Below are 26,527 nucleotides of genomic sequence, written 5' to 3'. Positions count from 1 at the left end.
CATTCTTGCAGTCTTTGGCTTCCCTTGTTGAAAGCCGATAAGGTTCTGCGTTACTTCATCGGCTGAGCCTCACCTAAGATTAAGTGTCATCCCAACACATGGAACTAGAACAACGCTTGGGTCTATATCAGGTATTCCTTAAGCTCTATGAGCATCATCGTGGTTTACTAGATGAGATTCTGAAGCTAGAAGATAGCGGCAATAAATTTCTTAGTGGCATTGCACCTCGATATATCCAAGGCGTAGCGCAGGAGCAGCAAGTTTATCTAGTCACAAATTTAATAGATGCTAAAACCCAAATGTTGTTTCAGCCGCAGCGAATTTGGACACTGGGGCGGGCGCGTCAAGCTGCCCTACCGATTCCAGATAGACGGTTGTCTCGCAATCATGCAGCGATTCGATATATCGACGATCAGGGGTTTTATCTGGTTGACCTGAATAGTACAAATGGGACTTTCGTTAATGGCGAACCCGTATACAAACGTGTTCTTCTCAAGGACGGGGATCGCATTCGTCTAGGTGGTCTGGCTTTCTCCTTTTTCCTGGGCAATACTATCTGCATGGTGGATAATGTCTCTTCAACCCTAATGGCAGAAATTAATGCCCTGACAAATGCAGAGCAATCGCTTCCGGTTACAGAAGTAGAAACACCTACCTCTCCTACAACAGTTCAGCCTCCCAACACCGAGTGCCAAAAAGAGACTCTACATTTCCTCTCTGGCCCCTCTGCCATTAGAGATCCATTAGTCCCAGTTTTGGAATCTCCTGTAGACCCTCAGCTAACTCCGACTCAGCAATCAGAAATTTTAGACCGTTTTTTCAGTAGACGAATTTCCGATCCAGGCACACAAAACTAAACTTTATAAGAATTTATACGAAAAACCCGTTTCCAATAAGAAAACGGGTTTTTTTATGTGTAACAGTAGCCCTAAGCTTCCCAAAAAACGATTTATAGGGTAGAGTCGCCCGCCCTACAGCGCTTTTAGTCGTCTAAAAGTTCTTCCTCTAACTCTTCGTCTTCGGCGTCAACTCGCGTGACAGAGTTGGCAGGAACAACTGCCCCCATCTCTAGCTTTTGACGTACCTTTTGCTCAATTTCTTGAATTAATTCAGAGTTTTCTTCCAGGTACTTAATGCTGTTATCCCGGCCTTGGGCAATATTATCACCGTTGTAGCTATACCAAGCTCCTTTACGGGTAATGACCCCAGTTTGTTCTGCCAGGTCAACCATACACCCTAATGTCGAGATTCCCTTGCCAAAGATAATGTCAAACTCTGCGACGCGGAAGGGCGGGGCGACTTTATTTTTGGCAACTTTAACTTTAGCTCGGTTACCAAACTCTTCGTTGCCTTTTTTCAGCGTTTGAATCCGACGAATATCCAAGCGCACTGAAGCGTAAAACTTTAAGGCATTACCACCAGTGGTTGTTTCTGGGTTGCCGTAGGTGACGCCAATCTTTTGTCGCAGCTGGTTGAGGAAAACGACCGTACAACCAGATTTACCGATGTTTCCGGTAATTTTGCGAAGAGCCTGACTCATCAAACGGGCTTGCAAACCCATGTGGGAATCGCCCATTTCGCCTTCAATTTCAGCGCGAGGCACCAAAGCAGCTACCGAGTCAATGACCACGATATCCACTGCCGCAGAGCGAACTAGCTGATCGACAATTTCTAAGGCGGCTTCTCCGGTGTCGGGTTGAGAAACCAAAAGATTGTCAATATCAACGCCCAGTACGGCTGCGTAAGCGGGATCTAGGGCGTGTTCAGCATCAACAAAAGCAGCAACTCCTCCTAATTTTTGCACTTCAGCGATCGCGTGCAAAGCGAGGGTTGTCTTACCAGAACTTTCCGGGCCATATATTTCAATCACCCGTCCCTTCGGCAAGCCACCGCCCAAAGCTAAATCCAGGGTCAGCGCTCCAGTGGAAATTGTTTCCACCTTCATGCGGGTGGCATCTCCTAGGCGCATAATTGCTCCTTTGCCAAAGCTGCGCTCAATTTGGTTTAGCACCAGGCTCAGGGCTTTGTCCTTGTCGGGATTGTTCGTGATTTGGATAGCCATTAATGCCTCAAGAACAGAATCAGGTGTGGTGAGATTTTTTTCACACTTAGCAAAAATTGCTTTTGTGTGGGCTTCTCCGCCTCGCGGACTGGAGTTTCCTGCTTCGATGGCTGGTTGTGATAGTAGAAATGTCTAACAAGACATCCTTACAGCCTCCACAGGCAGAAACGATGGAATCCACCGCCTTTTGATACAAAATGAATGCTGGTTTTAGCCACTTGCCCACTCAGGTTTACCAAGTTTTTGGCTTTGTAAGTGAGTAGGAAATTTCCACTAACTAGGGTTACTTCAACGATTGGCACCGAAACTTAAAATTGTCCCAAATAGCGACAAATTTTAGTTTCAGATATTTTATTATATCACTTTTAGCGACAAATGAGAGCCGCAAGTGCCCTTACATCAAGCTTTACACGGATGGGGGAACCCCCTAGCTAGGCTCGTGACAGGAATCTCTATTGTAGTTCAAATGTTCTACTTTTACCCAACACTGAGAGAGAAAATCGGTCAATAAATAAACGTCTAGCCTGTTTTAAGCAACAAGTGGGATTTGCGATCGCCACTTTGGTCACGTCAGTTTTGTCAAAAGTTAACGAATGCAGCCGAGTCTCGCTAATCTAGAGACAGAAACTGTAAATGGCTTGATCTAGGCTTATTTGAGCATCCTCCGCGTTTCCTGATGCCTCAATTCCTATATTTTCCTTATCTTTCGGCGATGAACTATTATCTTTCCAATCAGCTGGTTCCAGATACAGCTGTATCGGTGGCTGGGTTAACGTCTTATTTGCAACTGCTGTTAGAGCAGGATGAACAACTACAGCAAGTCTGGGTGACAGGTGAAGTCTCCAGCGCCTCTCAGTATCGCAGTGGATTATTCTTCACCCTGCAAGATCCGGATGCTAAGGCGGCAATGAGTTGTGTGATATGGAACAGTCAGCTAAATAAGCTGATGCAGCTGCCGGTGCAAGGAGAGCAGTTGATTGTTTTGGGCAGTATCCGAGTTTATCCCCAGCGAGGACAGTACCAGCTAATTGTCTGGCAGGCGCTACCAGCGGGAGAGGGGTTACAGGCATTGCGCTATCGCCAGCTGCGAAATCGGTTGGAGGCCGAAGGATTGTTCGATCCAGAACGCAAGCGATCGCTCCCCACTCATCCCCAAACCATCGCTGTTGTCACGTCGCCGCAAGCTGCTGCCTGGGGAGATATTCAACGCACGCTCAAGCAACGTTATCCGGGTTTGCAAGTTCTGTTTTCACCGGCATTAGTCCAAGGAGAACAAGCCCCGGCATTGATTGTTTCGGCGATTGAGCGAGTGGAACGGGATGGTCGCGCTGAAGTCCTAATTTTGTCGCGCGGGGGTGGTGCGGTTGAGGAGCTTGCTTGCTTCAATGATGAACGGGTAGTGCGAGCGATCGCAAATTGTTCGATTCCCGTGATTACTGGGATTGGTCATCAGCGGGATGAATCTTTGGCTGACTTAGTTGCCGATGCTTATGCTCACACCCCCACAGCCGCCGCCGAACAAGTAGTTCCAGAACTGGCAAGTCTTTACGCAGAACACCAGGAACGTGTCCTCGCCTTGACTGAAGCTGTGAATCAACACATGGAAAACGCTCAAGAACAATTACAAAGAGTGCGAAGCCGCTTGCGGCGGATTCCGTTAGACCGACAAATTCACCAAGAAAAACAAGCGATCGCTTGGAAACGTCAACAACTGTTACAAGGAACGGCGCGACATTTAGCACAGGCAAACCAACACTGTCAGATGCTCCGACAAAAGCTAGCCACGCTTGACCCCAAAAGCGTTCTGCAACGAGGTTATGCCGTCGTCCGACAACAAGATGGTGCGATCGCGCGTTCCACAGAAGGACTGGCATTCGGACAGGAACTACAAGTTCAGCTAGGCACAGGACAAATTAAAGTCAAAATTAGTGAAATTATAAATAGCAAGGAGTAGCTATTTCACGCGATACGGGGATTTTTTATGAGCAAACCCACCAGCACCACCGACGGCTCAAGCGATCGCCGCATCAATACCCAATTTCCGAAAGATTGGAACTACGAAGCGACGGTTGCCAAAGTTGAAGGGATCATTCGGCAAATTGAAGCCGGAAAACTAGAACTCGCCGATGTTTTTGAAGAATTTACCGCTGCGGTAGAATACTTGCGCCAATGTGAAATCTTTCTACAAGAGCGGCAACAGCAGATGAATTTATTAATTGAGACCCTGGCAGACGAGCCAACATCCTTCTAAGAGATGGCATCAGGCAATACTACCGCGCTTCCTGGCTTCTTTATAGGAAGTCCCGACATTTCTCAAACCAGCCTTAATCATTTGTTGTTCGAGTAAGGCAAAGAAACGAGCGCGATCGCCCCCTCGCACAACTGCCTGATTGTGTGCCTCTGCAAGCGCCACCGGATAGCCATAACCCTTCTGCACCTGAGCCAACATCAAGCTGAGCGAAACATCCAGCTTCTCTGGATTCTCCGCCACCCAAGCGGGAACTTCCACACGAGCAATTTCAGTCCCGACATGGACGTAGCAGAAGTAGATTTGATGGGCACCGTACAACTCCAGAATTCGTGCAGAACTGCGCCATAGAGGACTGCGTTGACCGGGCTGCAATTGAGACGCCCAGAGGGCAGTATCCCGCAAGGGATCGAAAACCTGGCAGGGTGCCCGGTCAAACTGACCAGGACAATGAGTCATACAGTCGGGAACTGGATGCGGACAGGCTGGCAAACGCAGGAAGTTCAGCGCTTCGCTGCTGCGAGAAGCGCTCAGGTAGCCCATAATTGGAATCCCCGTGTCGCGTAGAACATCCCAAGCTTCCAGAATCGGAGGCAAAATATGGTCGCGGGCTTCCCCTGGTAACTGCTCCAGAAACCAATAAATTAGCGATCCATCTACCATTGCTAGGGCAGGGATTGGGGATTTGGGATCGGGAATTGAAGATGGAATTTCCGATTTTCTGTTTCCGTTTCCCTGTCTTGACGTGACTTGTGAAGGTTGGTTAATCCAGCTAGCAGCCAATTCCGCCAACACAGACGCCTCCGAAGCCGTGCGTCGATAGCCCATCCATTCCTCAGGGCGAATTCCCCACTGGCGGGAAATATAAAGGTCTTCCGAGCGATAAAAAACTTCTGGGAGGCTATCTAAGAGCGGGTACAAGCTTTGTCCATAATGCAGCACTACCCGGCCCACGTTAATCAGATAGCAGTAGGCGATTTCATGGTGACTTGGGGCAATCTGAGAACCGTCTGTGGCGATAATTGTATGAACAGCCGGAGGGGTAGGAAGGTCAATGGCAGTGCTTAGGGATTCAATGGGTGCGGCTGCTGCAAACCCCAAGCGATCGCGCCACTTTTCTTGCAGATGTACTAAATCTGCCTGAGACTTTTGAGCCAGCGTCAGTAAGTGCTGGGCGCGTTCCAAGCGTTGGCGACTGGCAGCAGCCTCTACCGTCAGGTGTTGACTAATCCCCTGCATTTGCCGCGCGAGTTTGGTTAGGTCAAGCATAGTCAGCTATCCGCTTTTCGCCTATCAGCTCTCAGCTTAAAGCATGAAACATCAAGGCGATCGGGATGAATTTATAATTTACACTTGATACTTCTTCATCCCTCTAACCTTGGGTTCCCTTTTCTCATCTAAGCCCAAGCCGAGAAATCTTGAGCAAACTGAGACAGAGATAAAAGCTGAATTCGTTCCTGATACGCGACCGACTCTCGTTGAGCAGCAGTATTGTAACCCCAATCGGCAAGAAACAGCTTGATATCATTGAGGTCTGGTTGCTGTTGCACAGTTTGCAGAGTTTTCAAGCGATCTTCCACAAACCAAAGGTGAACCGACGAATCGCTGCTGAGTTCGCGCAAAATTTCGTACTTAGGACGCCGATTTTCTTTCCCAATAATGCATTGATCGGGTAGTTGGATACCCTGTTGCTGCAACAACTGGCGGACAAAGCGTCCCTCTTTGGTAGTGACGATGTACGTTTGGATGGGTGTATCTGGAAGCGATGCCTTCTCCGATTCCATCCGATGCATTTTTTCAACAACACCTGGATAGAAACGATGCAAGGCTAGCCAACCCTCTAAATCCCTATCAATCCACTCATCCCGGATACGATCGAGCTTCGTGCCGATATCAGCCGCATTTAGATTATCTTCTAGCAAGATTTGCTGAGCCACCCTTGACCAATCTTGCAACATCTTTTCGTCGGGAATGCCCAATATTAGCGCCCGGATTGCCACCGGCATTTCCCAACCGATTTCTATAATCGGTCGTCGCTGGTAGAAACTTTCAGCCAAACCATCTGGAGGTGTGAGATTAGGCGGTGCCCAAATTTGACAGTAGGTGCGCCAAGCTGTCTGAAAATACTCGATTAGCCCGTCACAGATAACACCGTCAAAGTCAAGGGCGAGAATATTTGGATAACTTGCACGCATGGTTCTAAAGCCGCAATCATTCGGTTTATCTTTGCACAATTTGCCCAACAAGCCCAATAACTAGTAGAGACGCGATTCCTCGCGTCTCTACTAGAGTTCTCAAAATTTAGGTTTCAAAATTTAACTGGGGTGCAAGGATTCGAACCTCGGAATGGCTGGACCAAAACCAGCTGCCTTACCACTTGGCGACACCCCATCGCGTCAACCTTCGTTATAGTAGCAGTTCCTACTAGGGAATTGTCAACCACTTTTAGAAAATTTCTCTTAAATCCTTCTTCATCAGTGGGTAAATGGTGAAGACTCAGTATGGATTTTTGGAACTTGACTCATAGAAAAGGCTTCTTGAACGCTTACCGGCTAAACAGTGTAGCTCTCATAGCCAGCTTCTCCTCCTATGGAAAGCCTACCGGGAAAGTGTTGTTAGCTTTTTTGACATCTTTACCTCCTCGAAACCCATATAGGGTGTTGCACAATCATGCGATGATTTTCTTTTAAACTCCGCGCTACCTCGTCTTTGCGCGAGATTATCATCTTTCTACTGTGCAACGCCCCATATAGATCCACAGCTTTTTCGATTAGGCGGGATAAATTCGCAGCCGTCGGTTCGGTTCTTCCCCAAAACTGTCAGAGTTGAGACGATAGTGTTCGACGAGTTCGTGTTGCATTTTACGAACTTTAGAAGAACGCGGCAGGAGTTCCACCGGCTGTCCTTTGGGAATCACGATTTGCTCCACGGCAAGGCGGGCTTCTTCGAGAGCCTCAATCTCGTCTTCACTACCGCTACTAGTAAATAAGCTGAGTTCGGGGACATCTAGAACCTGAGAGTCATCCATATCCAGCAGACGCCTTAGGGCACGGGTAATCTGGGGAATGGTACTTGCCTTGATTGCATGGATGGGAACCTGACGGGCTTTGGCAATATGTCGTAGCTTGGAATGGTTTTTTACGTGCGACCGAATCGCCAAAACTGCATCCGCGCTATCCATATCCTTCGTCAGCAAGATGGGCAAATTCAGCACCCGAATGACTTGCTCTAATTGTTGGCTGCTCACCCCATAAGGATAAACGTGCAATGGCAACTCTTCGCCATTTGGCCCCACAAAGGTTTCATTTCCGATCGCCTGAGGTTGATGCCAAGATTGATCCAGCATCTGCTCAAAAGAAGGTGCAAGGTTAGAAGAGACAGGCAATGAAGTAGAGGCAGATTCTTCTCCTCTAGCTAATAGGTTTTGCGGTTCTGCCCTCATGCCTCGCGTTGATTCTGACTGCATTGGTAATGGAGTCATTTGCCCAGAAGCCCGCCAGCCCATTGGTCGCGCTGGGGCGTCGTGGGTGGAGGATATACGGCTACCTCCGCTCATCGCTGGTCGCATGAGTGACGGTGCTTGGGGGGTCTCATGGGTAATCGTAACTTCCCCAGTCTCGCTGGTTGTCCTAACTTGATAACCCGGCTGACGCCCCCGCAGCAGGGTGTCAACGGTATCGGAAACACTTTCATGTACCACCCAGCGCTGCCGTTCTAGCATTTCAACAGCAATTTCAAAGGTTGGCGGGGCTTTGCGTTCCAATACCGTCTTTTGGCTACCCCGGCGTCTAGCTTCGTCATCTCCCAGAGTTACGGCCTGAATGCCACCCACTAAGTCAGATAACGTTGGATTTTTAATCAGATTTTCAATCCGATTTCCGTGAGCTGTACCCACCAGTTGAACACCTCGTTCAGCAATCGTTCGAGCTGCCAAGGCTTCTAGTTCTGTGCCAATCTCATCAATGACGATGACTTCTGGCATATGGTTTTCTACTGCCTCAATCATGACTTGATGCTGGAGTTCGGGACGGGCGACTTGCATCCGTCTAGCTCTACCAATTGCTGGATGAGGAACGTCACCATCCCCAGCGATTTCGTTGGAGGTGTCGATAATGACAACTCGTTTCTGTAAATCGTCGGCTAAAACTCTGGCGATTTCCCGCAGTGCTGTTGTTTTGCCAACACCGGGACGCCCCAGCATCAGAATCGATTGACCTGTTTCTACTAGGTCGCGAATCATGCCGATGGTGCCAAACACGGCTCGACCTACCCTCAAGGTAAGACCAATGATCTCGCCGCTTCGGTTGCGGATAGCGCTAATCCGGTGCAGAGTTCGCTCTAGTCCTGCTCGGTTATCCCCACCAAAATTTCCTACCCGGTCTACACAATAATTCAGTTGTTCTTTCGACACTGACGTTTCGGAGAGATACTCTGCCTGTTTAGCAAACCGAGCCTCTGGAAGACGCCCCAAGTCTAGGACAACCTCAACTAACTTATCCCGTCCCGGATGCTGCTCTAAAGGTTGCCGAATTTCATTCGGTAACACGTCCAGTAATTTCTGGAGATCGTCTGTAATCTGCATTCTTTGTACAGTGACGTTTTTATCCACAATTGGTGATTTAAATAACTGATGTTGATGTTTGTTCTTTACCTGGGAAGCGTTGCAGGTTGGCGATCGCGTTGAAAAGTCGCTTTTTGCAAATCGTCAATCTTTTAACCTCCAACCTTTTAATCGATGACATATCTGAAATCGCGCTTCTACTGGCTATTGGGAAAAGGTTTTGAGTTGAGAAACTAGCGAGTGAGCAAGATCAACAGCTTGCCAGAGTAAATCCGGCTTTTCTTCCAAGCGTCCAGGTAAAGGTGTTTGACTTGAGGCGGAGGCATTCCCACCTACTTCGTTTATATTCATTTTTTCTAATTCATCCAAAATGGGTGATAACAAAACACGAGCGTAGCTGCCATAAGCAATCCCGGCGATATTGGGGGATTGAGCGGGAAAAGTTTGAGTTGGTTTGGGCGGGTTTTTCGTTGATCCCTGGTTCCCTACAGGGATGCTTGATAGAGATGCCCTTCCGACTTTTGACTCTTGGACTTCTGGCTTTTGGTGGTTGTTGAGCAGTCCCATTGTCCTAAGTTTGCCAACAGTGTGGCGATTAGTGCCTCCTGCTAACTGCACATATCCGGGCAATCCCGCAGTTAGAACTTTTTGACCTAACTTTACAGCAGCTATCGTTGTGCCATCGCCAATATCGCCACTCATAGGACGCCCATCTGTTTGCCAGATGAGAGGACAAGGTAGGGGTGCCATCAATTCGTATAGCGCTCGGAGGTAATCAAGCATCGCTTCACCATCTGGACAACTAATGGCTAAAAGCTTGAGCTGGTTTACCCAAGGCGCGATCGCACTCCAGAGTCGTTTAAAGTCTTCTACTCTGCCAACTTGCGTGTGAATTTCTAAGGCATCTACGCCGCTTTGAAATACCAAAGGTGCGATCGCTTCCGGTGCGGATACATAAGAACGAGTATAAATTAAATTATTTGGGCATACGGGAATACACCGTCCGCAGCCATAACAACGTTGATCGATCACCCCTGAAAAACCGTTCTGGCCAAAGTCAAAAGCGATCGCATCAGCCGGACAAATACTTTCACAAGGTCGCCAGCAATCTGCTGGACACTCAGTTGAGTTAAATTCAGCTTTTCGGAAATGAGGATCTTCCCCATCATTTAGGCTGACCATCAGCCACGGCAAACCTTCTACGCAATAGCCGCGATCGCGGGCGGCATCGGCAAGGGTAGCCGCAGCCTTTATACCTTCTTTCGCCGCAGCAATAACTGCTGGGTCAGCGGCAACATCGATACAGTCAGCCCCAGCGAGGGTATATGCCAACGTAAGATTTCGGACGGCAGGGAGGTGTTGGAAACTAGCTCCGCAAATGAGCTTAAACCAGTGACCCTCTCTTAAGGAACGTAAGGGATAGTAGGTATCAGTCACCCTTATATGCTAGTGCGTTCCCGGATAAATGGGGAGATCCAAGTAGCAAAAATTAGGGGAGTTTTCACCACTCCCCTTTTCATGGAAACCGTAAGCATCAGGGGTTTGCCTTTAGTCAGCGATCGCATTGAGCAGCACTTCCGCCAAGGTCATATCTGCCATGTCATCCAGCGTTATCGTGTCGCAGATATCAAACTTTGCCCCTGCACCTTGTAAGTCATCATCCAACGCCTTTAAAAACCGAGCTGCTGTAGCGTCTGACCCTACTTGAATCATCGAAATCGCCAGTTCTTCATCGCGTTCCATCTGTCGGGACGCCTCAATAATCGCCCGCATCACGCCTTTTCGGTCATCGGGTTCACCATCTGTGACCACCAAAATGGTTTCGCCACCCACCTTAGTCTGACCGGCTGCTTTCCGCTGAAAGTAGGCAGCGATCGCATCTTGTAATACACCTGCTAAATTAGTTGTGCCAGCTGGGTCGTTTTCTTGAAAAATTTGTGCGACTTTACTGGAATTCACATTCTCATAGCGTTTAAATCGGCTGGAAAATAAGTAAACTGTGATCCCATCCGGGTCAAACTGTTCGCATTTTCGCGCCAACGCCAAGGTAGACTCTTGTGCCGCATCCCAGCGGCTTCTGCCTCCCGGCTGGTCTGGCGTAGACATACTGCCGCTTTTGTCAATAATTAACGTATAATCCCGATCTTCTGCGCTCATTAGCTAATCTCCCCATTATTTTTTTAGATTGAATGACTTGCTGCTGATTCCGCAACAAAATTGCGATTAAATACTGGCAAGCAAAATTTTGGATTTCAGATATGGAATCCAAAATCCAAAATAAACAGACAGCACCTAGTCGTTAATGGCGTTGAGCAACACTTCCTGTAAAGTCATGCCCTCCATGTCATCCAGCGTTACAGTGTCGCAAATATCAAACTTTGCCCCGGCACCTTGCAAATCATCATCCAAGGCTTTCAGAAACCGACTCGCCGTTTGATCCGAACCCACTTGAATGAAGGAGATGGCTAATTCTTCATCTCTATCCATTCGGCGAGAGGCTTCAATAATCACCCGCATCACGGCTTTGCGGTCATCGGGTTCACCATCTGTAATCACTAGAATTGTCTCGCCATTTGGCTTAGTCTGACCAGCCGCCTTCCGCTCAAAGTAGTTGTCGGTGGCGTTTTTCAAGACATCGGCAAGATTCGTAGTGCCAGAGGGATCGTTTTCTTGGAATATCTGCGCTACCTTGCTAGAAGTCACATTATCAAATCGCTTAAACCGACCGGAAAATAGGTAAAGCGTAATCCCATCGGGATCGAACTTTTCACATTTTCTCGCCAACGCCAGAGTAGATTCCTCTGCGGTTTCCCAACGGCTTCTACCGCTCGGTGGCTCTGGGGTAGACATACTCCCGCTTTTATCGATGATTAATGTATAGTCACGGTCTTCTGCCACAGATCCTCCTTCCACCAAAGATAACCTCCAGTGTTTGTCAAGATTTCCCAATCTAGCCTAGCCCACCTGCTGTGACTATCTAGTTGGATTAGATAAAAGAAATATAAAAATTTCTACAGCAGAGAGGGGATTAATTATCATTCTGGCGATCGCTGCTGGCTTCTACGGCTTAGTCTCCCGCAAGGCTTGCAAATAATCAATCGCTGCCTCAAGTTTAGAGGGATATGCATCGGCAAACTCTTCAAACCAAAGACCTTCTTCTGAAAGTGGCTTTAAATTTTTCAGCCATTCTCGCGCTTGGTTTTTGAATACTTCCCGTTGTTTCTGCCTTAGTTGCTCCTGTTTGAGTTGTTCTTCTCTGAGTTGTTGCTGTTTTTTTAGCTGTTCTGTACGTTCTTGTTCTTCAAACTCAGCCCTAATTTGAGCCAGAACAATGTCTTCAGATGAGCTAATCGGCTCGTTTTGCCATTTTTGCCGAAGCAATTCCGGAATTGTGTTTGCAAGCGGGAGGTTCGCAGAATGATTTTGTAAGAAGTTCGCTGGTTGCGGTTTGACTGGTTCTTCTTTCAGTTGTGGCGGTTTTTGCAGTTCTTTTGGTTTATCTTTTGTCTCATACTCAGCCTTGACTGCCGCGAGTATGTCATCGATTGATTCCATAATTTTGGACGCCTCTAGAGAGATTTTAGATTTCTCTTCACGATCAAAATCCCAAATCCCAAATTAGACTTTGAACTTAGTCAATAATGGCATTGATCAACACTTCCGTTAGGGTCATGTCCTCCATGTCATCCATCGTGACTGTGTCGCAGATATCAAACTTTGCCCCAGCACTTTGCAGTTCATTATCCAGCACTTTCAGAAATTTTGTTGCCTGCGCGTCTGTGCCAACTTGGATAAAGGAAATCGCGAGTTCTTCATCCCGATCCATACGGCGCGACGCTTCAATAATTACCTTCATTACCGCTTTCCGGTCATCCGGTTCCCCATCTGTGACGACTAAAATGGTATCTCCATTGGGCTTGGTTTGTCCTGCTGCTTTACGCTGGAAGTAGTTATTCGTCGCATCTAGAAGGACTGCCGCTAAGTCAGTGCGTCCAGACGGTTCGTTTTCGCGGAAAATTTGTGCAACTTTACTGGCGTTTACATTGTCATAGCGTTTGAATCGACCGGAAAATAGATAGATAGTGATGCCATCCGGATCAAATTCTTCACATTTACTGGCTAAAGCGAGAGTAGACTCCTGCATCATGATCCAGCGGCTTTTCCCGCCTGGCTGGTCTGTCATCGACATACTGCCGCTTTTGTCAATAATTAATGTATAGTCGCGGTTTTCTACCATAAGAGTTTGCCTTATTTGCTTACTTCTTTAAAGGTATCAAAATCCTCTAGCCGAGCTAAAACGTCTGTAGGTCATAAAGCTTAACCATTCAGACGTTCCAGCTCGTTTTAGCTCGACATGACTTAGAGCTGCACCCAAGCATTTGTGCGACCCTATAGGATTGGATTGACTGATGCTGGTTTTAAGCAGCAGCGATCGCGTTTTTAAGCGGTGTCCAGCGGAAAGCGCGATCGCCTCCCATTTCTACAGCAATCTTTAGGCGTGGCTCTATACTTGGCAAGGTGGTTAAATATTCCACTTCCTCACGGGACAATACGTGTCCTTCAATTATCCACAGCACCAGTCCCTTCGATTTGGGAGGTAGTTGTTCCAACTGATAGGTCACGATAGGTGGCACGTAGTAAACACGAATGTCTTTCTTGCCCAAATGCGCGGGACGAACGCCGTGTACGCCAGTTAAATACGTTGCTACGTCGCCGAGTCCCCGTGCTGATAGGCTTAAAGTGGTATAGCCAGCTGCACGCAACCGCCGCTGGTAACGCCCTTCAAACCCTCCTTCTAAGGGTACATACGTTCCTAAAGCACCTGACTTTTCCAAGTCTTTGACGAATTGATTGCCGATGGTGATCAGTGCCATATTTTTATGTTCTACCCAGCTTTAAGTTTTGTTAATTGCTGCTGGCAATTTATTATAGTTGGGCGCTGAGGAACCTATCAACTTTAAGCAAAAAGCAATGTGCAACAAAAGCTTTGAAAATTTTAGTAAGGTTGCACTTTTTCCAGACAGTGTTGAGTTTTGAGCCTCGTTTGAACATAGGCTTACAGACAATCGAGGTTAAACTGTTTGGGTGATCGCGCTTTTTGTGGAGATGCGATCGCTACGTAGAGCTGTAAAGATTTGACTTATTTTGACTCAACATCTACTGAAAATAAGTGAATAGGCTTCTCGTGAAGATGGAATCGCAATCGACCTAATCCCAAAAATCATGTACTGGTAATCCCTTATTGCGCTTTAATACCACAGGTCGGAAAAAAAGCTCAAACAGGTAACGTTAAACGGCTGAATCTATGCTTGAAAGCCAGCTTGCTTCTATCCGCAATCTCTTGTAGTGCTTTTAACTGTAGGGAAAATGTCGCCGAAGTTGTAATACTGTGTTTACAAAGACTGTGCAAACACATTGTGAAATGCTATAACCGACCTAAGTGCGGGTCGTTGGTATGCGATCGCCTTCTTCCTTATCTATCCGTAAGCCGTTAACTGGACAGTTGTCTTCTGGATCTGGAGTTGCACGACACGCGAGGCAGACGATCCAGCAGACCGCTAAATTTTTTTGGCACAATTGCTAGACAAGTTGTAACAAATCGTTTATAGTTAACGATTGTGATCAAAATTCGAGCAGCTATTGCCGCTGAAGTTGAAATCGAGTCCAGGGACAGCACGCCTTCCGAGTGAAAAACTATTGAGTCTTTCTCATAAGAGGTTAGTGCCCCCAGCGAGCGTAAAGCAACAGAGACATCGATTTCAGGATTAGCGACGATCTAGAAGGTTTCTTGAGAAGAACCCTTTTCAGCCGGAAAAAGCCCTTTCGCTTTCTCGGATACTGGATGGCTTGCCACCTAAGTCCCCGCGAATATAGGCAAAGCGCTTCTAGCGCTTACCCGACCGTCGAATAGCTTCATCCCAGCTAAAGAAAAAGCCTAAATTAGGCTGACTTGAAAGCTTGCCTCTCTCAATCCGAGGATGCGCCCCAGCTGGCTGGTTTGATAACAACGTTTGTTGGAGCAAGCGGATTTACGAAATACTCGTAATCCCGCCTCTTTGTACTGTGTAAAAAGGAGAGACCAGAAAGCCGTGTCTGTTGGTATCCTCGGCACCAAACTCGGCATGACCCAAATATTTGACGAAACAGGAAAAGCAATTCCTGTGACGGTCATTCAAGCAGGGCCATGCACCGTTACGCAAATTAAAACCAAAGCAACAGATGGCTATACTGCCGTCCAGCTTGGTTATAAAGAAGTCAAACCCAAGAGTTTAAACAAGCCTGAATTGGGTCACTTGGCAAAATCAAGCGCTCCTCCCTTGAAAAAACTGCGAGAGTATCGCTTTGAGAATGTGGGAGAGTTTGAGCTAGGGCAAGAACTCAAACCAGATATTTTTACTGCGGGTCAAATTGTGGATGTAATCGGCACAAGCATCGGAAAAGGCTTCGCCGGTTATCAAAAACGCCACAACTTTAAGCGAGGACCCATGTCCCACGGTTCCAAAAACCACCGTCTACCTGGTTCGATCGGTCCTGGAACCACACCAGGGCGTGTTTATCCTGGTAAGCGGATGGCAGGTCGTCTAGGTGGCACGCGCGTTACCGTTCGAAAATTGACAGTAGTGCGGGTAGACGCAGAACACAATTTACTACTGATCAAAGGAGCGGTTCCTGGTAAGCCAGGGGCGCTGGTTAATATTGTTCCTGCCAAGAAAGTAGGTCGAAAGTAGTCATTTTCTAAGGTCAGGCTGGCTAATCGCTAAGAGCTTTTGATACTTAGCAATCTTCAATTAGCAATTAGCAATTAGCAACGAACAAAGGACAACGGATATGGTTAACTGTGTAGTACGAAACTGGAACGGGGAAGAGGTCGGACAGGCAACTCTAGAATTAAAAGTTGCTAAAGAAGAGAATGCGGCTCATATCGTCCACCGAGCCTTAGTAAGGCAACAGGCGAATGCTCGTCAAGGCACAGCCAGCACCAAAACCCGCGCGGAAGTTAGGGGGGGAGGTCGTAAGCCTTGGCGTCAAAAAGGGACAGGTCGCGCTCGTGCTGGATCGATTCGTTCACCACTGTGGCGAGGCGGCGGTGTCATCTTTGGTCCCAAGCCAAGAGACTATGATACAAAGATGAACCGGAAGGAACGGCGTTTAGCACTGAGAACCGCCTTCTTTAGCCGAGCTGAAGACATGATTGTGGTGGAGGAATTTGCTGACAAGTTGCCTCGGCCTAAGACTAAAGAATTGGTAGAAGCGATCGCACGTTGGGGCGTCCAACCAGATTCTAAAGTCCTGCTGATCCTAGCTGAACGGGAAGAAAACGTTTATTTGTCAGCCCGGAACGTTGCCAAAATGAAGATCATCCCTGCCACCCAATTGAATATCTTTGACCTGTTGGCAGCTGACAAAATCGTGACAACGCCATCCGCCCTTGCCAAAATTCAGGAGGTTTACAGTGAGTCAGTATAACCCCCGCGAACTTGCGGATCTGGTGTATCGACCGATCGTAACTGAAAAGGCAACTCTGCTGATGGAGCAGAACAAGTATGTCTTTGAAGTTGTTCCCAAAGCGACTAAGCCAGAAATTAAAGCAGCAATTGAAGACCTGTTTAAAGTAAAGGTTGTGAGTGTGAATACCCTTCGCCTACCGCGCAAAAAGCGCCGCGTCGGCAAATTTGCAGGGTTTAAGCCTCAGTACAAGCGAGCAATTGTAACTCTGGCAAGCGGAGAAACCATCACCCTCTTCCCAGAAGTTTAATAAGTTGGAAAGTTGAAAAGTTGAAATTTTAAATTTTAACTAATTTCAACCACCTCAACGGAAAGCCGCCCTACAAGCGTCTTCAAACTTCAACCTTCAAACCTCTTTTTTAAGTTATGGGCATCCGTTCTTATCGGCCTTATACTCCCAGTACTCGTCAAGTGACCATTTCGGACTTTGCCGAAGTTACGCGGAGTGAGCCGGAAAAGTCACTAACCTACACAAAGCACCGCCCCAAAGGTCGAAACAATCGTGGGGTGATTACTAGCCGCCGTCGAGGTGGTGGTCATAAACAACTCTATCGGGAAATCGATTTTCGCCGCGATAAGCGTAATATCCCGGCAAAAGTGGCAACCATTGAGTACGATCCAAATCGCAATGCCCGGATTGCCCTGGTTTATTACCAGGATGGCGAAAAGCGGTATATTCTTCACCCAGTCGGCTTAACCGTCGGTACAGTTATCACTGCTGGCCCAGACGCCCCAATTGAAATTGGCAACGCATTACCATTAAGCAAAATTCCGTTAGGAACTGCCGTTCACAACGTAGAACTGACTGCTGGACGGGGCGGGCAAATTGTTCGCGCTGCTGGTGCCACTGCACAAGTAGTCGCTAAAGAAGGTGACTATGTCACCATCAAGCTACCCTCCGGTGAAGTCCGCATGATCCGCCGCGAGTGCTACGCTACCATCGGACAAGTCGGCAATGTTGAGCATCGCAACTTGAGTGCTGGTAAAGCTGGTCGTAATCGCTGGAAGGGACGCCGTCCAAAGGTAAGAGGCAGTGTCATGAACCCAGTCGATCACCCACATGGTGGTGGTGAGGGACGGGCACCAATTGGTAGAAGTGGACCAGTCACACCTTGGGGTAAGCCAACTTTAGGTGCTAAGACCCGTAAGCGGAACAAGCCAAGCAATAAATTAATTGTCCGGCGTCGTCGCAAATCTTCCAAGCGAGGTCGGGGCGGTCGGGAGTCCTAGGATTTTAGATTTTGGATTTTAGATTAGCAATACGTCCAAAATCCAAAATCCAAGATCCAAAAATCCAAAAGTAATTGGGGTTATTTGAACTATGGGTCGTTCTCTTAAAAAAGGTCCTTTTGTTGCGGACCATTTGTTGAAAAAGATTGAAAATTTGAATGCTAGGGGCGATAAGCAGGTTATTAAAACTTGGTCTCGTGCTTCAACTGTATTACCGCAAATGGTAGGTCACACCATTGCGGTTCATAACGGGCGGACTCACGTGCCAGTTTACGTCACCGAGCAAATGGTAGGGCATAAGTTGGGAGAATTCGCTCCAACTCGCACCTTCCGGGGACACTCGAAAGATTCCAAGGCAAAGAGGTAATTTTGAAGTTTGGGTTTTGAGATTATTCAGAATTCCAAATTCAAAATTATTAAAAGGGAGAAATCTATGGCAGTTGATACTACAGAAGAAGTGAAAGCGATCGCGCGATACATCCGGATGTCTCCCCACAAGGTGCGCCGGGTTCTCGACCAAATTCGGGGACGCTCCTATCGGGAAGCACTGATCGTTCTGGAATTTATGCCCTATCGGGCTTGCGATCCCGTCCGCAAGGTACTGCGCTCAGCAGCCGCCAATGCCGAACATAACGCCGGTTTAGATCCCGCGAGATTAGTGGTTTCTAAGGCTTATGCTGACCAAGGCTCAACCTTGAAGCGCTTCCGACCCCGCGCTCAAGGTCGTGCATATCAAATTCGTAAACCAACGTGTCATATCACTGTAGCTGTTGCACAAGCAGCGGCAGATGAATAACACTACTTTGGCTAAGCGCTAGTTGTCAGAAACAAGCTTTTGAACAATTAGCAATTAGCAATTAGCTGATTTAAGAGGACGCATTCGTGGGACAGAAAATTCATCCAATTGGTTTTCGGCTGGGGATTACCCAAGAACATCGCTCCCGTTGGTTTGCGGATGCTAAGCGCTACCCAGAACTCCTGCAAGAAGACCACACTATTCGGCAGGTCGTAGAGAAAAAACTCAGTAACGCTGGTATCTCCCAAGTACGGATTGAGCGCAAAGCCGATCAAATTGACTTAGAAATCCACACAGCTCGACCGGGTGTTGTGGTAGGTCGCGGTGGTACTGGCATTGAAGTATTACGCGGCGATCTTCAAGAAGCTTTAGGCGGTGGCAATCGTCAAATTCGGATCAACGTGATCGAAGTAGCACGGGTAGATGCCGACGCTGGACTGATTGCTGAGTATATTGCTCAACAGTTAGAGCGACGAGTTTCCTTCCGGCGCGTCGTGCGTCAAGCGATTCAACGTGCCCAACGAGCTGAAGTCCAGGGAATTAAAGTACAAGTCAGCGGACGGTTAAACGGGGCGGAAATTGCCCGAACCGAGTGGACAAGGGAAGGCAGAGTTCCTCTGCATACTCTTCGAGCCAACATTGACTACGCTTACCGCACTGCCAAAACTATTTACGGCATTCTTGGCGTTAAAGTTTGGATCTTCAAAGGTGAAGTGATTCCTGGTCAGGAAGAAATTCCGGCTCCTAACAACGCTCAGCCTAGACGTCGTCAACAGCGTCGTCGCCAGCAATTTGAAGACCGCTCTAATGAATAGGTTGATAGGTAATCGGTAATCGGTAATGGGTAATCAAAAAGAAAACGCCCAATTACCAGTTACCAATTACTAATTACCAATTATCAATTACCCCTTACCAAGTCATGTTAAGTCCCAGAAGAACAAAATTTCGCAAACAGCAGCGCGGGCGGATGAACGGTTTGGCAACTCGCGGCAGTAGCCTAAACTTCGGTGACTTTGGCCTCCAATCCACAGAACCTTCTTGGATTACCTCCCGTCAAATTGAAGCCAGCCGCCGAGCCATGACCCGCTACATCCGTCGGGGTGGAAAAATCTGGATTCGGATCTTCCCGGATAAACCAGTTACAATGCGCCCTGCTGAAACCCGTATGGGTTCTGGTAAAGGTTCGCCGGAATTTTGGGTAGCTGTCGTGAAGCCAGGCCGGATCTTGTTTGAGATTGCTGGGGTTCCTGAAGAAACCGCCAGGGAGGCGATGCGTCTAGCTTCCCACAAGTTGCCAATTAAGACGAAGTTCATCACTCGTGAAGAAGAAGGGACTGTGTGAGTTATGGCTCTGCCCAAGATAGAAGAAGCCAGAAATTTAGGCGATCGAGAACTGGCTGAAGAAATTTTAGCTGTCAAGCGTCAGCTGTTTGATTTACGGCTGCAACAGGCAACCCGACGCTTGGAAAAGTTACACCAGTTCAAGCATACGAAGCATCGTTTAGGTCAGCTCCTAACTGTAGAAGGGGAGCGGCAACGGGCTGCAAAGGCTCAAAAGCCACAACCAGATGCAACATCCGAGGAGTAGACCCCAATGGCAGTTAAAGAACGAGTTGGCTTGGTCGTCAGCGACAAGATGCAAAAGACCGTAGTGGTTGCTGTCGAGAACCGCTCACCGCACCCCAAGTACGGAAAAATTGTAGTGCGTACAAAGCGTTACAAAGCTCACGACGAAGAAAATCAGTGCAAGGTAGGCGATCGCGTCCGGATTTCCGAAACACGTCCTCTAAGCCGCACCAAACGATGGGCAGTGGCTGAAATTCTCAACCGTGAGGTTCAATAAGTAAAGTTATGAGTTTTGAGTTTGTAAAGGCGGGTTCATCGAAAATTTCGATTTGACACCGATATTTAATGAGGTAAACCCGTCAGTAACAAGTTTTAAGCGGAAATCTAACGAAAGAATGTCGGGAATAAAAATCAAACTTCTTACGTTCTTTCTTTTGCTAAAACTTAAAACTTACAGCTCAAAACTATTATTCAAAACTTACGCATCCGAAGCTAAGAACTATGATTCAGCCCCAATCTTACCTTAATGTCGCAGACAACAGCGGCGCTCGTAAATTGATGTGCATCCGCGTCTTAGGTGCCAGTGGCCGACGCTATGCCGGTGTTGGCGACGTAATCATTGCGGTCGTCAAAGATGCCATTCCCAATATGGCGGTTAAAAAGTCGGATGTTGTGCGAGCCGTGATTGTCCGTACCCGAAAAAATATGCGCCGGGACAGCGGTATGAGTATTCGCTTCGATGATAACGCCGCCGTCATCATCAACGCAGATGGCAACCCTAGAGGGACGCGCGTTTTTGGGCCAGTTGCACGCGAGCTGCGCGACAAAAACTTCACCAAAATTGTTTCTCTAGCTCCGGAGGTACTCTAATGGCCGCAAAAAAACAGTCTAAAAGAAACGGGACGAAGCTTCCCCAGCGCTATAAAATGCATGTCAAAAAAGGCGACACAGTACAAGTGATTGCCGGTCGTGATAAAGGCAAGGTTGGTGAAATTTTGCGGACGCTTCCCCAAGAAAGTCGAGTAATTGTCAAAGGCATCAACATTAAAACCAAGCACGTTAAACCTCAACAAGAAGGTGAATCCGGTCAAATCGTGACAGTAGAGGCACCAATCCATAGCTCTAACGTGATGCTTTACTCGGCTCAACAAAAGATTGCCAGCCGCATTTGCTACACCTTGAATGAAGAAGGACGCAAAGTGCGGATGCTCAAAAAAACGGGTGAAATTATTGACTAAATAGTTGTTAGTTACAGCATATTGCTAATTACTAACTGCTATTTCCCCTGACCAAGCCCAGGGATATTAAGGAAAAAACAATGACACAAAAACTGAAAACGCTGTACCAAGATACGATCGTTCCTAAACTGATGACTCAGTTTAATTACACGAATACCCATCAGGTACCCAAAGTCATAAAGGTTACGGTTAATCGAGGTTTAGGTGAGGCTTCTACCAACGCTAAAGCGTTGGAATCTTCCCTTGCTGAAATTGCCAAAATTACGGGTCAAAAACCAGTAGTGACGCGGGCGAAAAAGGCGATCGCTGGATTTAAACTTCGCCAAGGGATGCCAGTCGGCGTGATGGTGACTCTGCGGGCGGATCGGATGTATGCCTTTCTCGACCGATTAATTAACCTGTCCTTGCCACGGATTCGGGACTTTCGCGGCATTAGTCCCAAGAGCTTTGATGGTCGGGGAAATTACAGCCTAGGCATTAGAGAACAGCTGATATTTCCAGAAATCGAATACGACAGCATCGACCAAATTCGGGGCATGGACATTTCCATTATTACTACAGCAAATACCGACGAAGAAGGCCGCGCCTTGCTAAAAGAAATGGGAATGCCTTTCCGGGATCAATGAGGCAGTCAAAATAAGGAGGGAATAATGGCGGCAAACGACACAATTTCAGATATGCTGACTCGCATTCGGAATGCGAATCTGGCGCGGCACCAAACAACAGAAATACCAGCGACAAAGATGACTCGCAGTATTGCCAAAGTCCTCAGGGAGGAAGGCTTTATTGCTGAATTTGAAGAAGTTGGCGAAGGGATTAAGCAACACTTGCTAATTTCTCTAAAGTACAAAGGCAAAAACCGTCAACCGATTATTAATACCTTGAAGCGGGTCAGCAAACCTGGTCTGCGGGTCTACTCTAACCGCAAAGAACTACCCCGCGTGCTGGGCGGTATCGGAATTGCGATCATTTCTACCTCCAGCGGCATTATGACTGACCGGGAAGCACGGCGTCAGGGTGTAGGTGGAGAAGTGCTTTGCTACATCTGGTAGATAAGCTAATAGCTATTAGTTATTAGCTATTAGCTCGATTGGCTGGTAGGTTTCAAAAACCTAGAAAAGCACAGACTTTCGGACTCACCGATAGACCAAAAGCTAACAGCTAACAGCTAACGGCTAACGGCTAATTGATTAGGAGGATTAAGTCATGTCTCGTATTGGCAAACGCCCTATTAATATTCCTGCTAAGGTACAAGTCTCGATCGAAGGGCAACATGTTGCAGTGAAAGGGCCTAAAGGAGAACTATCCAGGGTTCTACCATCTGAGGTGAGTATAGAGCAGGAGGGAGAAACGATCTTGGTCAAGCGGCGGGATGAATCTCGCGCAGCTCGTCAACGCCACGGTCTTTCTCGTACTCTGATTGCCAACATGGTCGATGGAGTTTCCCAAGGATTTCAGCGTCGTCTAGAAATCCAGGGAGTCGGTTATCGTGCGGCAGTTCAAGGTCGCAATCTGATTCTGAGCGTGGGTTACAGTCATCCAGTTCAGATTGAACCTCCCGACGGTGTTCAAATGGCCGTAGAAAACAACACAAATGTAGTTGTAAGCGGCATTGATAAAGAAATCGTAGGAAATATCGCTGCTCGAATCCGTGCTGTCCGTCCACCGGAAGTTTACAAGGGTAAAGGCATTCGCTATGCGGGTGAAGTCGTAAGACGTAAAGCTGGAAAGGCAGGTAAGAAGTAAAGATGAAGCTAACTCGTAAAGAACTAATTCAACGTCGGCATCACCGGGTGCGGCGTAAGGTAAATGGCAGTAGTGAGCGTCCTCGGTTAGCTGTCTTTCGATCCAATCAGCACATTTATGTCCAGGTAATTGACGACACTCAACAACGTACTCTTGCCTGTGCCTCAACTTTGGAACCGGATCTAAAATCACAGTTAACAACAGGAGCTTCCTGTGCCGCCTCTGTTGAGGTAGGCAAGTTAATTGCTCAGCGAGCGATCGCTCAAGGCATTTCGAGGGTTGTCTTTGACCGAGGCGGCAACCTTTATCACGGTCGAATCAAAGCCCTGGCAGACGCTGCTCGCGAAGCTGGGTTGGATTTCTAAAGACAAGCATGCAAAAGGCAAAAGTAAAAAGAAAGAAGTTTTTATGTTCATATTTCTACCTTTGATTTCTCTTTCTTTTGCCTTTTTACATTTTTAGTTTTTACTCTCACTCTCAAGGTTCAGGATAAAACTATGGCAAAAGAGCGTCGGAAAAGTTCTGCACGTCGGGAAAAAGAAATCACCTTTCAAGAACGGGTGATCCAGATCCGTCGTGTTAGTAAGGTCGTCAAAGGCGGTAAAAAACTCAGCTTCCGCGCGATCGTTGTCATTGGCAATGAGCGCGGTCAAGTTGGCGTCGGCGTTGGCAAAGCAAGTGATGTAATTGGAGCTGTTCGTAAAGGCGTTGCCGATGGCAAAAAACACTTAATTGACATCCCCTTGACCAAGGCAAATTCTATCCCCCATCCTATTAACGGAGCCGGGGGTGGTGCCCAAGTGATGATGCGACCCGCAGCTCCAGGAACGGGCGTTATTGCCGGTGGTGCTGTACGTACTGTGCTGGAGTTAGCAGGTGTGCGTAACATCTTGGCAAAACAGCTGGGTTCTAATAACCCCTTGAACAATGCTAGAGCTGCCGTGAATGCTCTTTCCACCTTGCGTACATTTTCTGAAGTGGCTGAAGAACGCGGGATTCCTATCGAAAATCTCTACGCCTAAATTTAGCCATCAGCGATTAGCTATTAGTGACTCTCAGTTTAAAGGCAACTTTAATATCTTGGACAAACAATAAAACACTAACAGCTAATAGCTTCCCCAAAAAATAAGTCGTCAATCCTCAAGGTCAAGCGAATGAGATTAGAAGATGCAGTTCCTAAAAAAGGCTCAAAGAAGCGCCGCCGACGCATTGGACGAGGTATAGCAGCTGGTCAAGGTGCCAGTGGTGGCTTTGGGATGCGCGGTCAAAAATCTAGATCGGGGCGGGGCACACGACCCGGATTTGAAGGCGGACAAATGCCACTGTACCGTCGCCTGCCTAAGTTAAAGCACTTTACGGTCATTAATCGTAAGCAATACACTACGATCAACGTAAGTAAGCTGGCATCACTCCCTGCTAACACGGAAGTGACTCTAGACTCATTGATGGAGTCTGGCATTCTCACCGCAAATCATGGTTCTCTGAAAATCCTCGGTGACGGTGAACTGAATGTGGCTCTGAACGTAAAAGCAGCAGCTTTCACTAGCTCGGCTCGCAGCAAGATTGAAGCCGCTGGTGGCAGTTGTGAAGTTGTTGCTGCCCGTGCCCATAAGGGTTAAACATATTGCATGCCAGCGTCTCTTGCTCATCGTTGAGGTATTCCTTACATGGTCGTTAGTCGAGACAAAAGCCCAACTGCTCAGGAAACCTTTGCACAGATGGCTCAAGCAGCCGGTCTTAGAGGTCGGCTGCTTCTCACCATCGGCTTGCTGATTTTAGTTCGCATTGGCATCTTTTTGCCAGTACCGGGGATTGACCGGGCTAGGTTTGCTCAAGATATTCAAAATAACCAATTAATTGGATTTCTGGACATCTTCTCTGGGGGCGGAATTACCGCCTTGGGGATTTTTGCTCTAGGGATTTTGCCCTATATCAATGCCTCCATCATTATCCAATTACTAACAGCTGCCATTCCTTCTTTGGAAAAATTGCAGAAGGATGAAGGAGAAGCTGGAAGGCGAAAAATCTCTCAGATTACTCGCTATGTAGCGCTGGGAGGGGCTTTGATTCAAACTAGCTTCATTGCGGTATGGCTTGAACGCTATGCAACAAACGTTCGGGGACCCCTGTTTATCGCGGAGACTGCACTCGCTCTAACCGCTGGTTCAATGTTTGTTATGTGGGTGTCAGAGCTGATTACGGAGCGGGGGGTTGGTAACGGTGCTTCTTTGTTGATTTTCATCAATATTGTTGCAGTTCTACCTAAATCGCTTGGGCAAACTATTAATTATGCCCAGGTTGACAATCGCAATGTGGGACCCGTGATCATTCTGCTGCTAGTTTTCCTAGTCATGATCTTGGGAATTGTGTTTGTCCAGGAGGGAACCAGGCGGATTCCGATTATTTCAGCACGCCGACAGGTAGGTAAACGACTCTACCGGGAAAGGACGAGCTACCTGCCTTTGCGGCTGAACCAGGGTGGAGTTATGCCGATCATTTTTGCCTCTTCCGTTCTAATTTTCCCAGGTTTCCTAGCTCAGATGACTCAAAATACGGGCAATAATCCGGTCTTGAGTCAAATACATCAAGTTCTCAATCAAGTTGCGAATGCTCTAAATCCAAATAGTCAGACGCCCGGAGTTTATGAGGTCGTTTATCTGATCTTGATTCTGTTTTTCAGCTACTTTTACGCATCTTTGATTGTAAATCCTGTGGATTTATCACAGAACTTGAAAAAGATGGGAGCCAGCATACCTGGCATCCGTCCAGGTCGGGCTACTAGCGATTACGTGGAAGGAGTTTTGAATCGGCTAACTTTCTTAGGCGCTATCTTTTTGGGATTAGTGGCAATTGTACCCACAATTGTAGAAAGAGCCACCGGCATTACAACTTTTCAAGGGCTGGGAGCTACTTCTTTGCTGATTTTGGTGGGCGTGGCAATTGATACAGCAAAGCAAATCCAAACCTATGTCATTTCCCAGCGCTATGAAGGAATGGTGAAGCAGTAGTGACGCGATTGATTTTTTTGGGGCCGCCAGGAGCGGGGAAGGGAACTCAGGCACATATCCTCGCTCAAGAGCTGGAAATTCCTCATGTTTCCACGGGTGACATATTGAGAAATGCCAAGGCTGCTGGAACTGAACTCGGTTTGAAGGCGAAGTCCTATATGGATCGAGGTGAGTTGGTTCCCGATGCTTTGATATTGGATTTGGTGCGCGATCGCTTGACCCAAACAGATGCCCAATCCGGTTGGATTTTAGATGGTTTCCCCCGTAACGTCTCTCAGGCAACTTTTCTGGATGAATTGTTGCAAAAATTAGACCAAGTCTCCGATTACGTTCTCAATCTGGAAGTGGCGGACGAAGTTTTGGTAGATCGGATGCTGGAACGAGGTCGCAAGCAAGGACGAACGGATGATACAGAAGAAGTCATTCGTCATCGTTTGGAAGTTTATCGCAACCAAACGGCTCCGCTAATTGATTTCTACAAGCAGCGCCAACAGTTGGTTTCAATTGATGGCGATCGCTCTCTAGAGGAAGTTACTTCCGCACTCAAACAAGTTGTTCATTCTTGA

Annotated in this window: 33 protein-coding genes and 1 tRNA gene; 23 read left to right on the top strand and 11 right to left on the bottom strand. The window is 47.5% G+C overall.

Features of this window, described 5'->3' with window-relative positions; genetic code table 11:
• Window positions 1–83 precede the first annotated feature (83 nt).
• Entirely contained in the window at window positions 84–857 is a 774-nt protein-coding gene (locus tag H6F52_RS23115; protein ID WP_339380224.1) for an FHA domain-containing protein, read from the top strand.
• A gap of 125 nt (window positions 858–982) precedes the next feature.
• Here the strand turns inward: H6F52_RS23115 and recA are convergent, their stop codons facing one another.
• Window positions 983–2,062 carry a recombinase RecA gene (gene recA / locus H6F52_RS23110; RefSeq protein ID WP_190411910.1) on the bottom strand — a complete coding sequence of 360 codons (1,080 nt, stop codon included), beginning with the start codon at window positions 2,060–2,062 and terminating at the stop codon, window positions 983–985.
• A 712-nt stretch (window positions 2,063–2,774) separates the two neighbouring features.
• Here recA and xseA point away from each other — a divergent pair.
• Together xseA and xseB are read left to right on the top strand one after the other, a co-directional pair.
• Window positions 2,775–4,016: an exodeoxyribonuclease VII large subunit gene (gene xseA, locus H6F52_RS23105; protein ID WP_190536877.1), complete on the top strand. Its 1,242-nt coding sequence runs from the start codon at window positions 2,775–2,777 to the stop codon at window positions 4,014–4,016.
• A gap of 27 nt (window positions 4,017–4,043) precedes the next feature.
• Window positions 4,044–4,313, top strand: a complete 270-nt coding sequence (xseB, locus tag H6F52_RS23100) for an exodeoxyribonuclease VII small subunit (RefSeq protein WP_190529457.1) — start codon at window positions 4,044–4,046, stop codon at window positions 4,311–4,313.
• A gap of 9 nt (window positions 4,314–4,322) precedes the next feature.
• Here xseB and H6F52_RS23095 read toward each other — a convergent pair whose 3' ends face one another.
• The 10 genes from H6F52_RS23095 to H6F52_RS23050 all read right to left on the bottom strand — a co-directional run bounded on the left by H6F52_RS23095 (window position 4,323) and on the right by H6F52_RS23050 (window position 13,745).
• Window positions 4,323–5,579 carry a DNA double-strand break repair nuclease NurA gene (locus tag H6F52_RS23095; protein WP_190536853.1) on the bottom strand — a complete coding sequence of 419 codons (1,257 nt, stop codon included), beginning with the start codon at window positions 5,577–5,579 and terminating at the stop codon, window positions 4,323–4,325.
• A 128-nt stretch (window positions 5,580–5,707) separates the two neighbouring features.
• Window positions 5,708–6,505 (bottom strand): HAD family hydrolase, encoded by a 798-nt coding sequence (locus H6F52_RS23090; protein ID WP_190536852.1) that lies wholly within the window; start codon window positions 6,503–6,505, stop codon window positions 5,708–5,710.
• A 124-nt stretch (window positions 6,506–6,629) separates the two neighbouring features.
• A tRNA-Gln gene (locus tag H6F52_RS23085) sits at window positions 6,630–6,701 on the bottom strand.
• 379 nt (window positions 6,702–7,080) lie between these two features.
• Entirely contained in the window at window positions 7,081–8,892 is a 1,812-nt protein-coding gene (locus tag H6F52_RS23080; protein WP_190536851.1) for a R3H domain-containing nucleic acid-binding protein, read from the bottom strand.
• 183 nt (window positions 8,893–9,075) lie between these two features.
• Window positions 9,076–10,308, bottom strand: coding sequence for an LdpA C-terminal domain-containing domain (locus H6F52_RS23075; RefSeq protein ID WP_190536850.1), 1,233 nt, complete (start codon window positions 10,306–10,308; stop codon window positions 9,076–9,078).
• A 111-nt stretch (window positions 10,309–10,419) separates the two neighbouring features.
• Entirely contained in the window at window positions 10,420–11,028 is a 609-nt protein-coding gene (locus tag H6F52_RS23070) for a VWA domain-containing protein (protein WP_190428644.1), read from the bottom strand.
• A gap of 135 nt (window positions 11,029–11,163) precedes the next feature.
• Entirely contained in the window at window positions 11,164–11,769 is a 606-nt protein-coding gene (locus tag H6F52_RS23065) for a VWA domain-containing protein (RefSeq protein WP_190411903.1), read from the bottom strand.
• Between the two features lie 162 nt (window positions 11,770–11,931).
• Window positions 11,932–12,426: a hypothetical protein gene (locus tag H6F52_RS23060; RefSeq protein ID WP_190536849.1), complete on the bottom strand. Its 495-nt coding sequence runs from the start codon at window positions 12,424–12,426 to the stop codon at window positions 11,932–11,934.
• A 76-nt stretch (window positions 12,427–12,502) separates the two neighbouring features.
• Window positions 12,503–13,108, bottom strand: a complete 606-nt coding sequence (locus tag H6F52_RS23055; protein ID WP_190536848.1) for a VWA domain-containing protein — start codon at window positions 13,106–13,108, stop codon at window positions 12,503–12,505.
• A 181-nt stretch (window positions 13,109–13,289) separates the two neighbouring features.
• Window positions 13,290–13,745, bottom strand: a complete 456-nt coding sequence (locus tag H6F52_RS23050) for an NAD(P)H-quinone oxidoreductase subunit N (RefSeq protein WP_190411900.1) — start codon at window positions 13,743–13,745, stop codon at window positions 13,290–13,292.
• Window positions 13,746–14,960: 1,215 nt separating this feature from the next.
• Here H6F52_RS23050 and rplC point away from each other — a divergent pair.
• The 20 genes from rplC (at window position 14,961) to H6F52_RS22950 (ending at window position 26,527) form a co-directional block, all read left to right on the top strand.
• Window positions 14,961–15,599 (top strand): 50S ribosomal protein L3, encoded by a 639-nt coding sequence (gene rplC / locus H6F52_RS23045; RefSeq protein WP_190536847.1) that lies wholly within the window; start codon window positions 14,961–14,963, stop codon window positions 15,597–15,599.
• 100 nt (window positions 15,600–15,699) lie between these two features.
• The gene (gene rplD, locus H6F52_RS23040) at window positions 15,700–16,338 is read left to right on the top strand and encodes a 50S ribosomal protein L4 (protein WP_190411898.1); all 639 of its coding nucleotides are present in this window, start codon (window positions 15,700–15,702) and stop codon (window positions 16,336–16,338) included.
• Window positions 16,325–16,627 (top strand): 50S ribosomal protein L23, encoded by a 303-nt coding sequence (locus H6F52_RS23035; RefSeq protein ID WP_190411897.1) that lies wholly within the window; start codon window positions 16,325–16,327, stop codon window positions 16,625–16,627. The genes rplD and H6F52_RS23035 overlap by 14 nt, the downstream gene beginning before the upstream one ends.
• A 116-nt stretch (window positions 16,628–16,743) precedes the next feature.
• Complete coding sequence (gene rplB, locus H6F52_RS23030) at window positions 16,744–17,607, top strand: 50S ribosomal protein L2 (protein ID WP_190411896.1); 864 nt, start codon at window positions 16,744–16,746, stop codon at window positions 17,605–17,607.
• Between the two features lie 91 nt (window positions 17,608–17,698).
• Window positions 17,699–17,974: a 30S ribosomal protein S19 gene (gene rpsS / locus H6F52_RS23025; protein ID WP_190411895.1), complete on the top strand. Its 276-nt coding sequence runs from the start codon at window positions 17,699–17,701 to the stop codon at window positions 17,972–17,974.
• Between the two features lie 66 nt (window positions 17,975–18,040).
• On the top strand, window positions 18,041–18,403 hold the full coding sequence (gene rplV, locus H6F52_RS23020) for a 50S ribosomal protein L22 (RefSeq protein ID WP_190411894.1): 363 nt from the start codon (window positions 18,041–18,043) through the stop codon (window positions 18,401–18,403).
• Window positions 18,404–18,489: 86 nt separating this feature from the next.
• On the top strand, window positions 18,490–19,218 hold the full coding sequence (gene rpsC, locus H6F52_RS23015; RefSeq protein ID WP_190411893.1) for a 30S ribosomal protein S3: 729 nt from the start codon (window positions 18,490–18,492) through the stop codon (window positions 19,216–19,218).
• 104 nt (window positions 19,219–19,322) lie between these two features.
• Window positions 19,323–19,745, top strand: a complete 423-nt coding sequence (gene rplP, locus H6F52_RS23010) for a 50S ribosomal protein L16 (protein ID WP_190411892.1) — start codon at window positions 19,323–19,325, stop codon at window positions 19,743–19,745.
• 3 nt (window positions 19,746–19,748) lie between these two features.
• Window positions 19,749–19,991, top strand: coding sequence for a 50S ribosomal protein L29 (gene rpmC / locus H6F52_RS23005; protein WP_190411891.1), 243 nt, complete (start codon window positions 19,749–19,751; stop codon window positions 19,989–19,991).
• Window positions 19,992–19,997: 6 nt separating this feature from the next.
• On the top strand, window positions 19,998–20,246 hold the full coding sequence (rpsQ, locus tag H6F52_RS23000) for a 30S ribosomal protein S17 (protein WP_190411890.1): 249 nt from the start codon (window positions 19,998–20,000) through the stop codon (window positions 20,244–20,246).
• 224 nt (window positions 20,247–20,470) lie between these two features.
• Window positions 20,471–20,839, top strand: a complete 369-nt coding sequence (gene rplN, locus H6F52_RS22995) for a 50S ribosomal protein L14 (RefSeq protein WP_190411889.1) — start codon at window positions 20,471–20,473, stop codon at window positions 20,837–20,839.
• Window positions 20,839–21,207 carry a 50S ribosomal protein L24 gene (gene rplX, locus H6F52_RS22990; RefSeq protein ID WP_242028859.1) on the top strand — a complete coding sequence of 123 codons (369 nt, stop codon included), beginning with the start codon at window positions 20,839–20,841 and terminating at the stop codon, window positions 21,205–21,207. Before rplN ends, rplX begins: the two co-directional genes overlap by 1 nt.
• Before the next feature lie 80 nt (window positions 21,208–21,287).
• Complete coding sequence (gene rplE, locus H6F52_RS22985; protein ID WP_190411887.1) at window positions 21,288–21,833, top strand: 50S ribosomal protein L5; 546 nt, start codon at window positions 21,288–21,290, stop codon at window positions 21,831–21,833.
• A 24-nt stretch (window positions 21,834–21,857) separates the two neighbouring features.
• A complete protein-coding gene (rpsH, locus tag H6F52_RS22980; RefSeq protein WP_190411886.1) occupies window positions 21,858–22,259 on the top strand; it encodes a 30S ribosomal protein S8 in 402 nt (133 codons plus the stop codon).
• 154 nt (window positions 22,260–22,413) lie between these two features.
• Window positions 22,414–22,953 (top strand): 50S ribosomal protein L6, encoded by a 540-nt coding sequence (gene rplF / locus H6F52_RS22975; RefSeq protein WP_190411885.1) that lies wholly within the window; start codon window positions 22,414–22,416, stop codon window positions 22,951–22,953.
• A 2-nt stretch (window positions 22,954–22,955) separates the two neighbouring features.
• Window positions 22,956–23,318, top strand: a complete 363-nt coding sequence (rplR, locus tag H6F52_RS22970; protein WP_190411884.1) for a 50S ribosomal protein L18 — start codon at window positions 22,956–22,958, stop codon at window positions 23,316–23,318.
• A gap of 132 nt (window positions 23,319–23,450) precedes the next feature.
• The gene (rpsE, locus tag H6F52_RS22965) at window positions 23,451–23,975 is read left to right on the top strand and encodes a 30S ribosomal protein S5 (protein ID WP_190411883.1); all 525 of its coding nucleotides are present in this window, start codon (window positions 23,451–23,453) and stop codon (window positions 23,973–23,975) included.
• Window positions 23,976–24,107: 132 nt separating this feature from the next.
• Window positions 24,108–24,572, top strand: coding sequence for a 50S ribosomal protein L15 (rplO, locus tag H6F52_RS22960; RefSeq protein ID WP_190425624.1), 465 nt, complete (start codon window positions 24,108–24,110; stop codon window positions 24,570–24,572).
• A 48-nt stretch (window positions 24,573–24,620) separates the two neighbouring features.
• On the top strand, window positions 24,621–25,961 hold the full coding sequence (gene secY, locus H6F52_RS22955; RefSeq protein WP_190411881.1) for a preprotein translocase subunit SecY: 1,341 nt from the start codon (window positions 24,621–24,623) through the stop codon (window positions 25,959–25,961).
• Complete coding sequence (locus H6F52_RS22950; protein WP_190431834.1) at window positions 25,961–26,527, top strand: adenylate kinase; 567 nt, start codon at window positions 25,961–25,963, stop codon at window positions 26,525–26,527. The genes secY and H6F52_RS22950 overlap by 1 nt, the downstream gene beginning before the upstream one ends.

This window comes from Coleofasciculus sp. FACHB-542, assembly GCF_014695825.1.
Classification (GTDB): Bacteria; Cyanobacteriota; Cyanobacteriia; order Cyanobacteriales; family FACHB-T130; genus FACHB-T130.
This window is presented reverse-complemented; position numbering and strand designations above follow the sequence as displayed.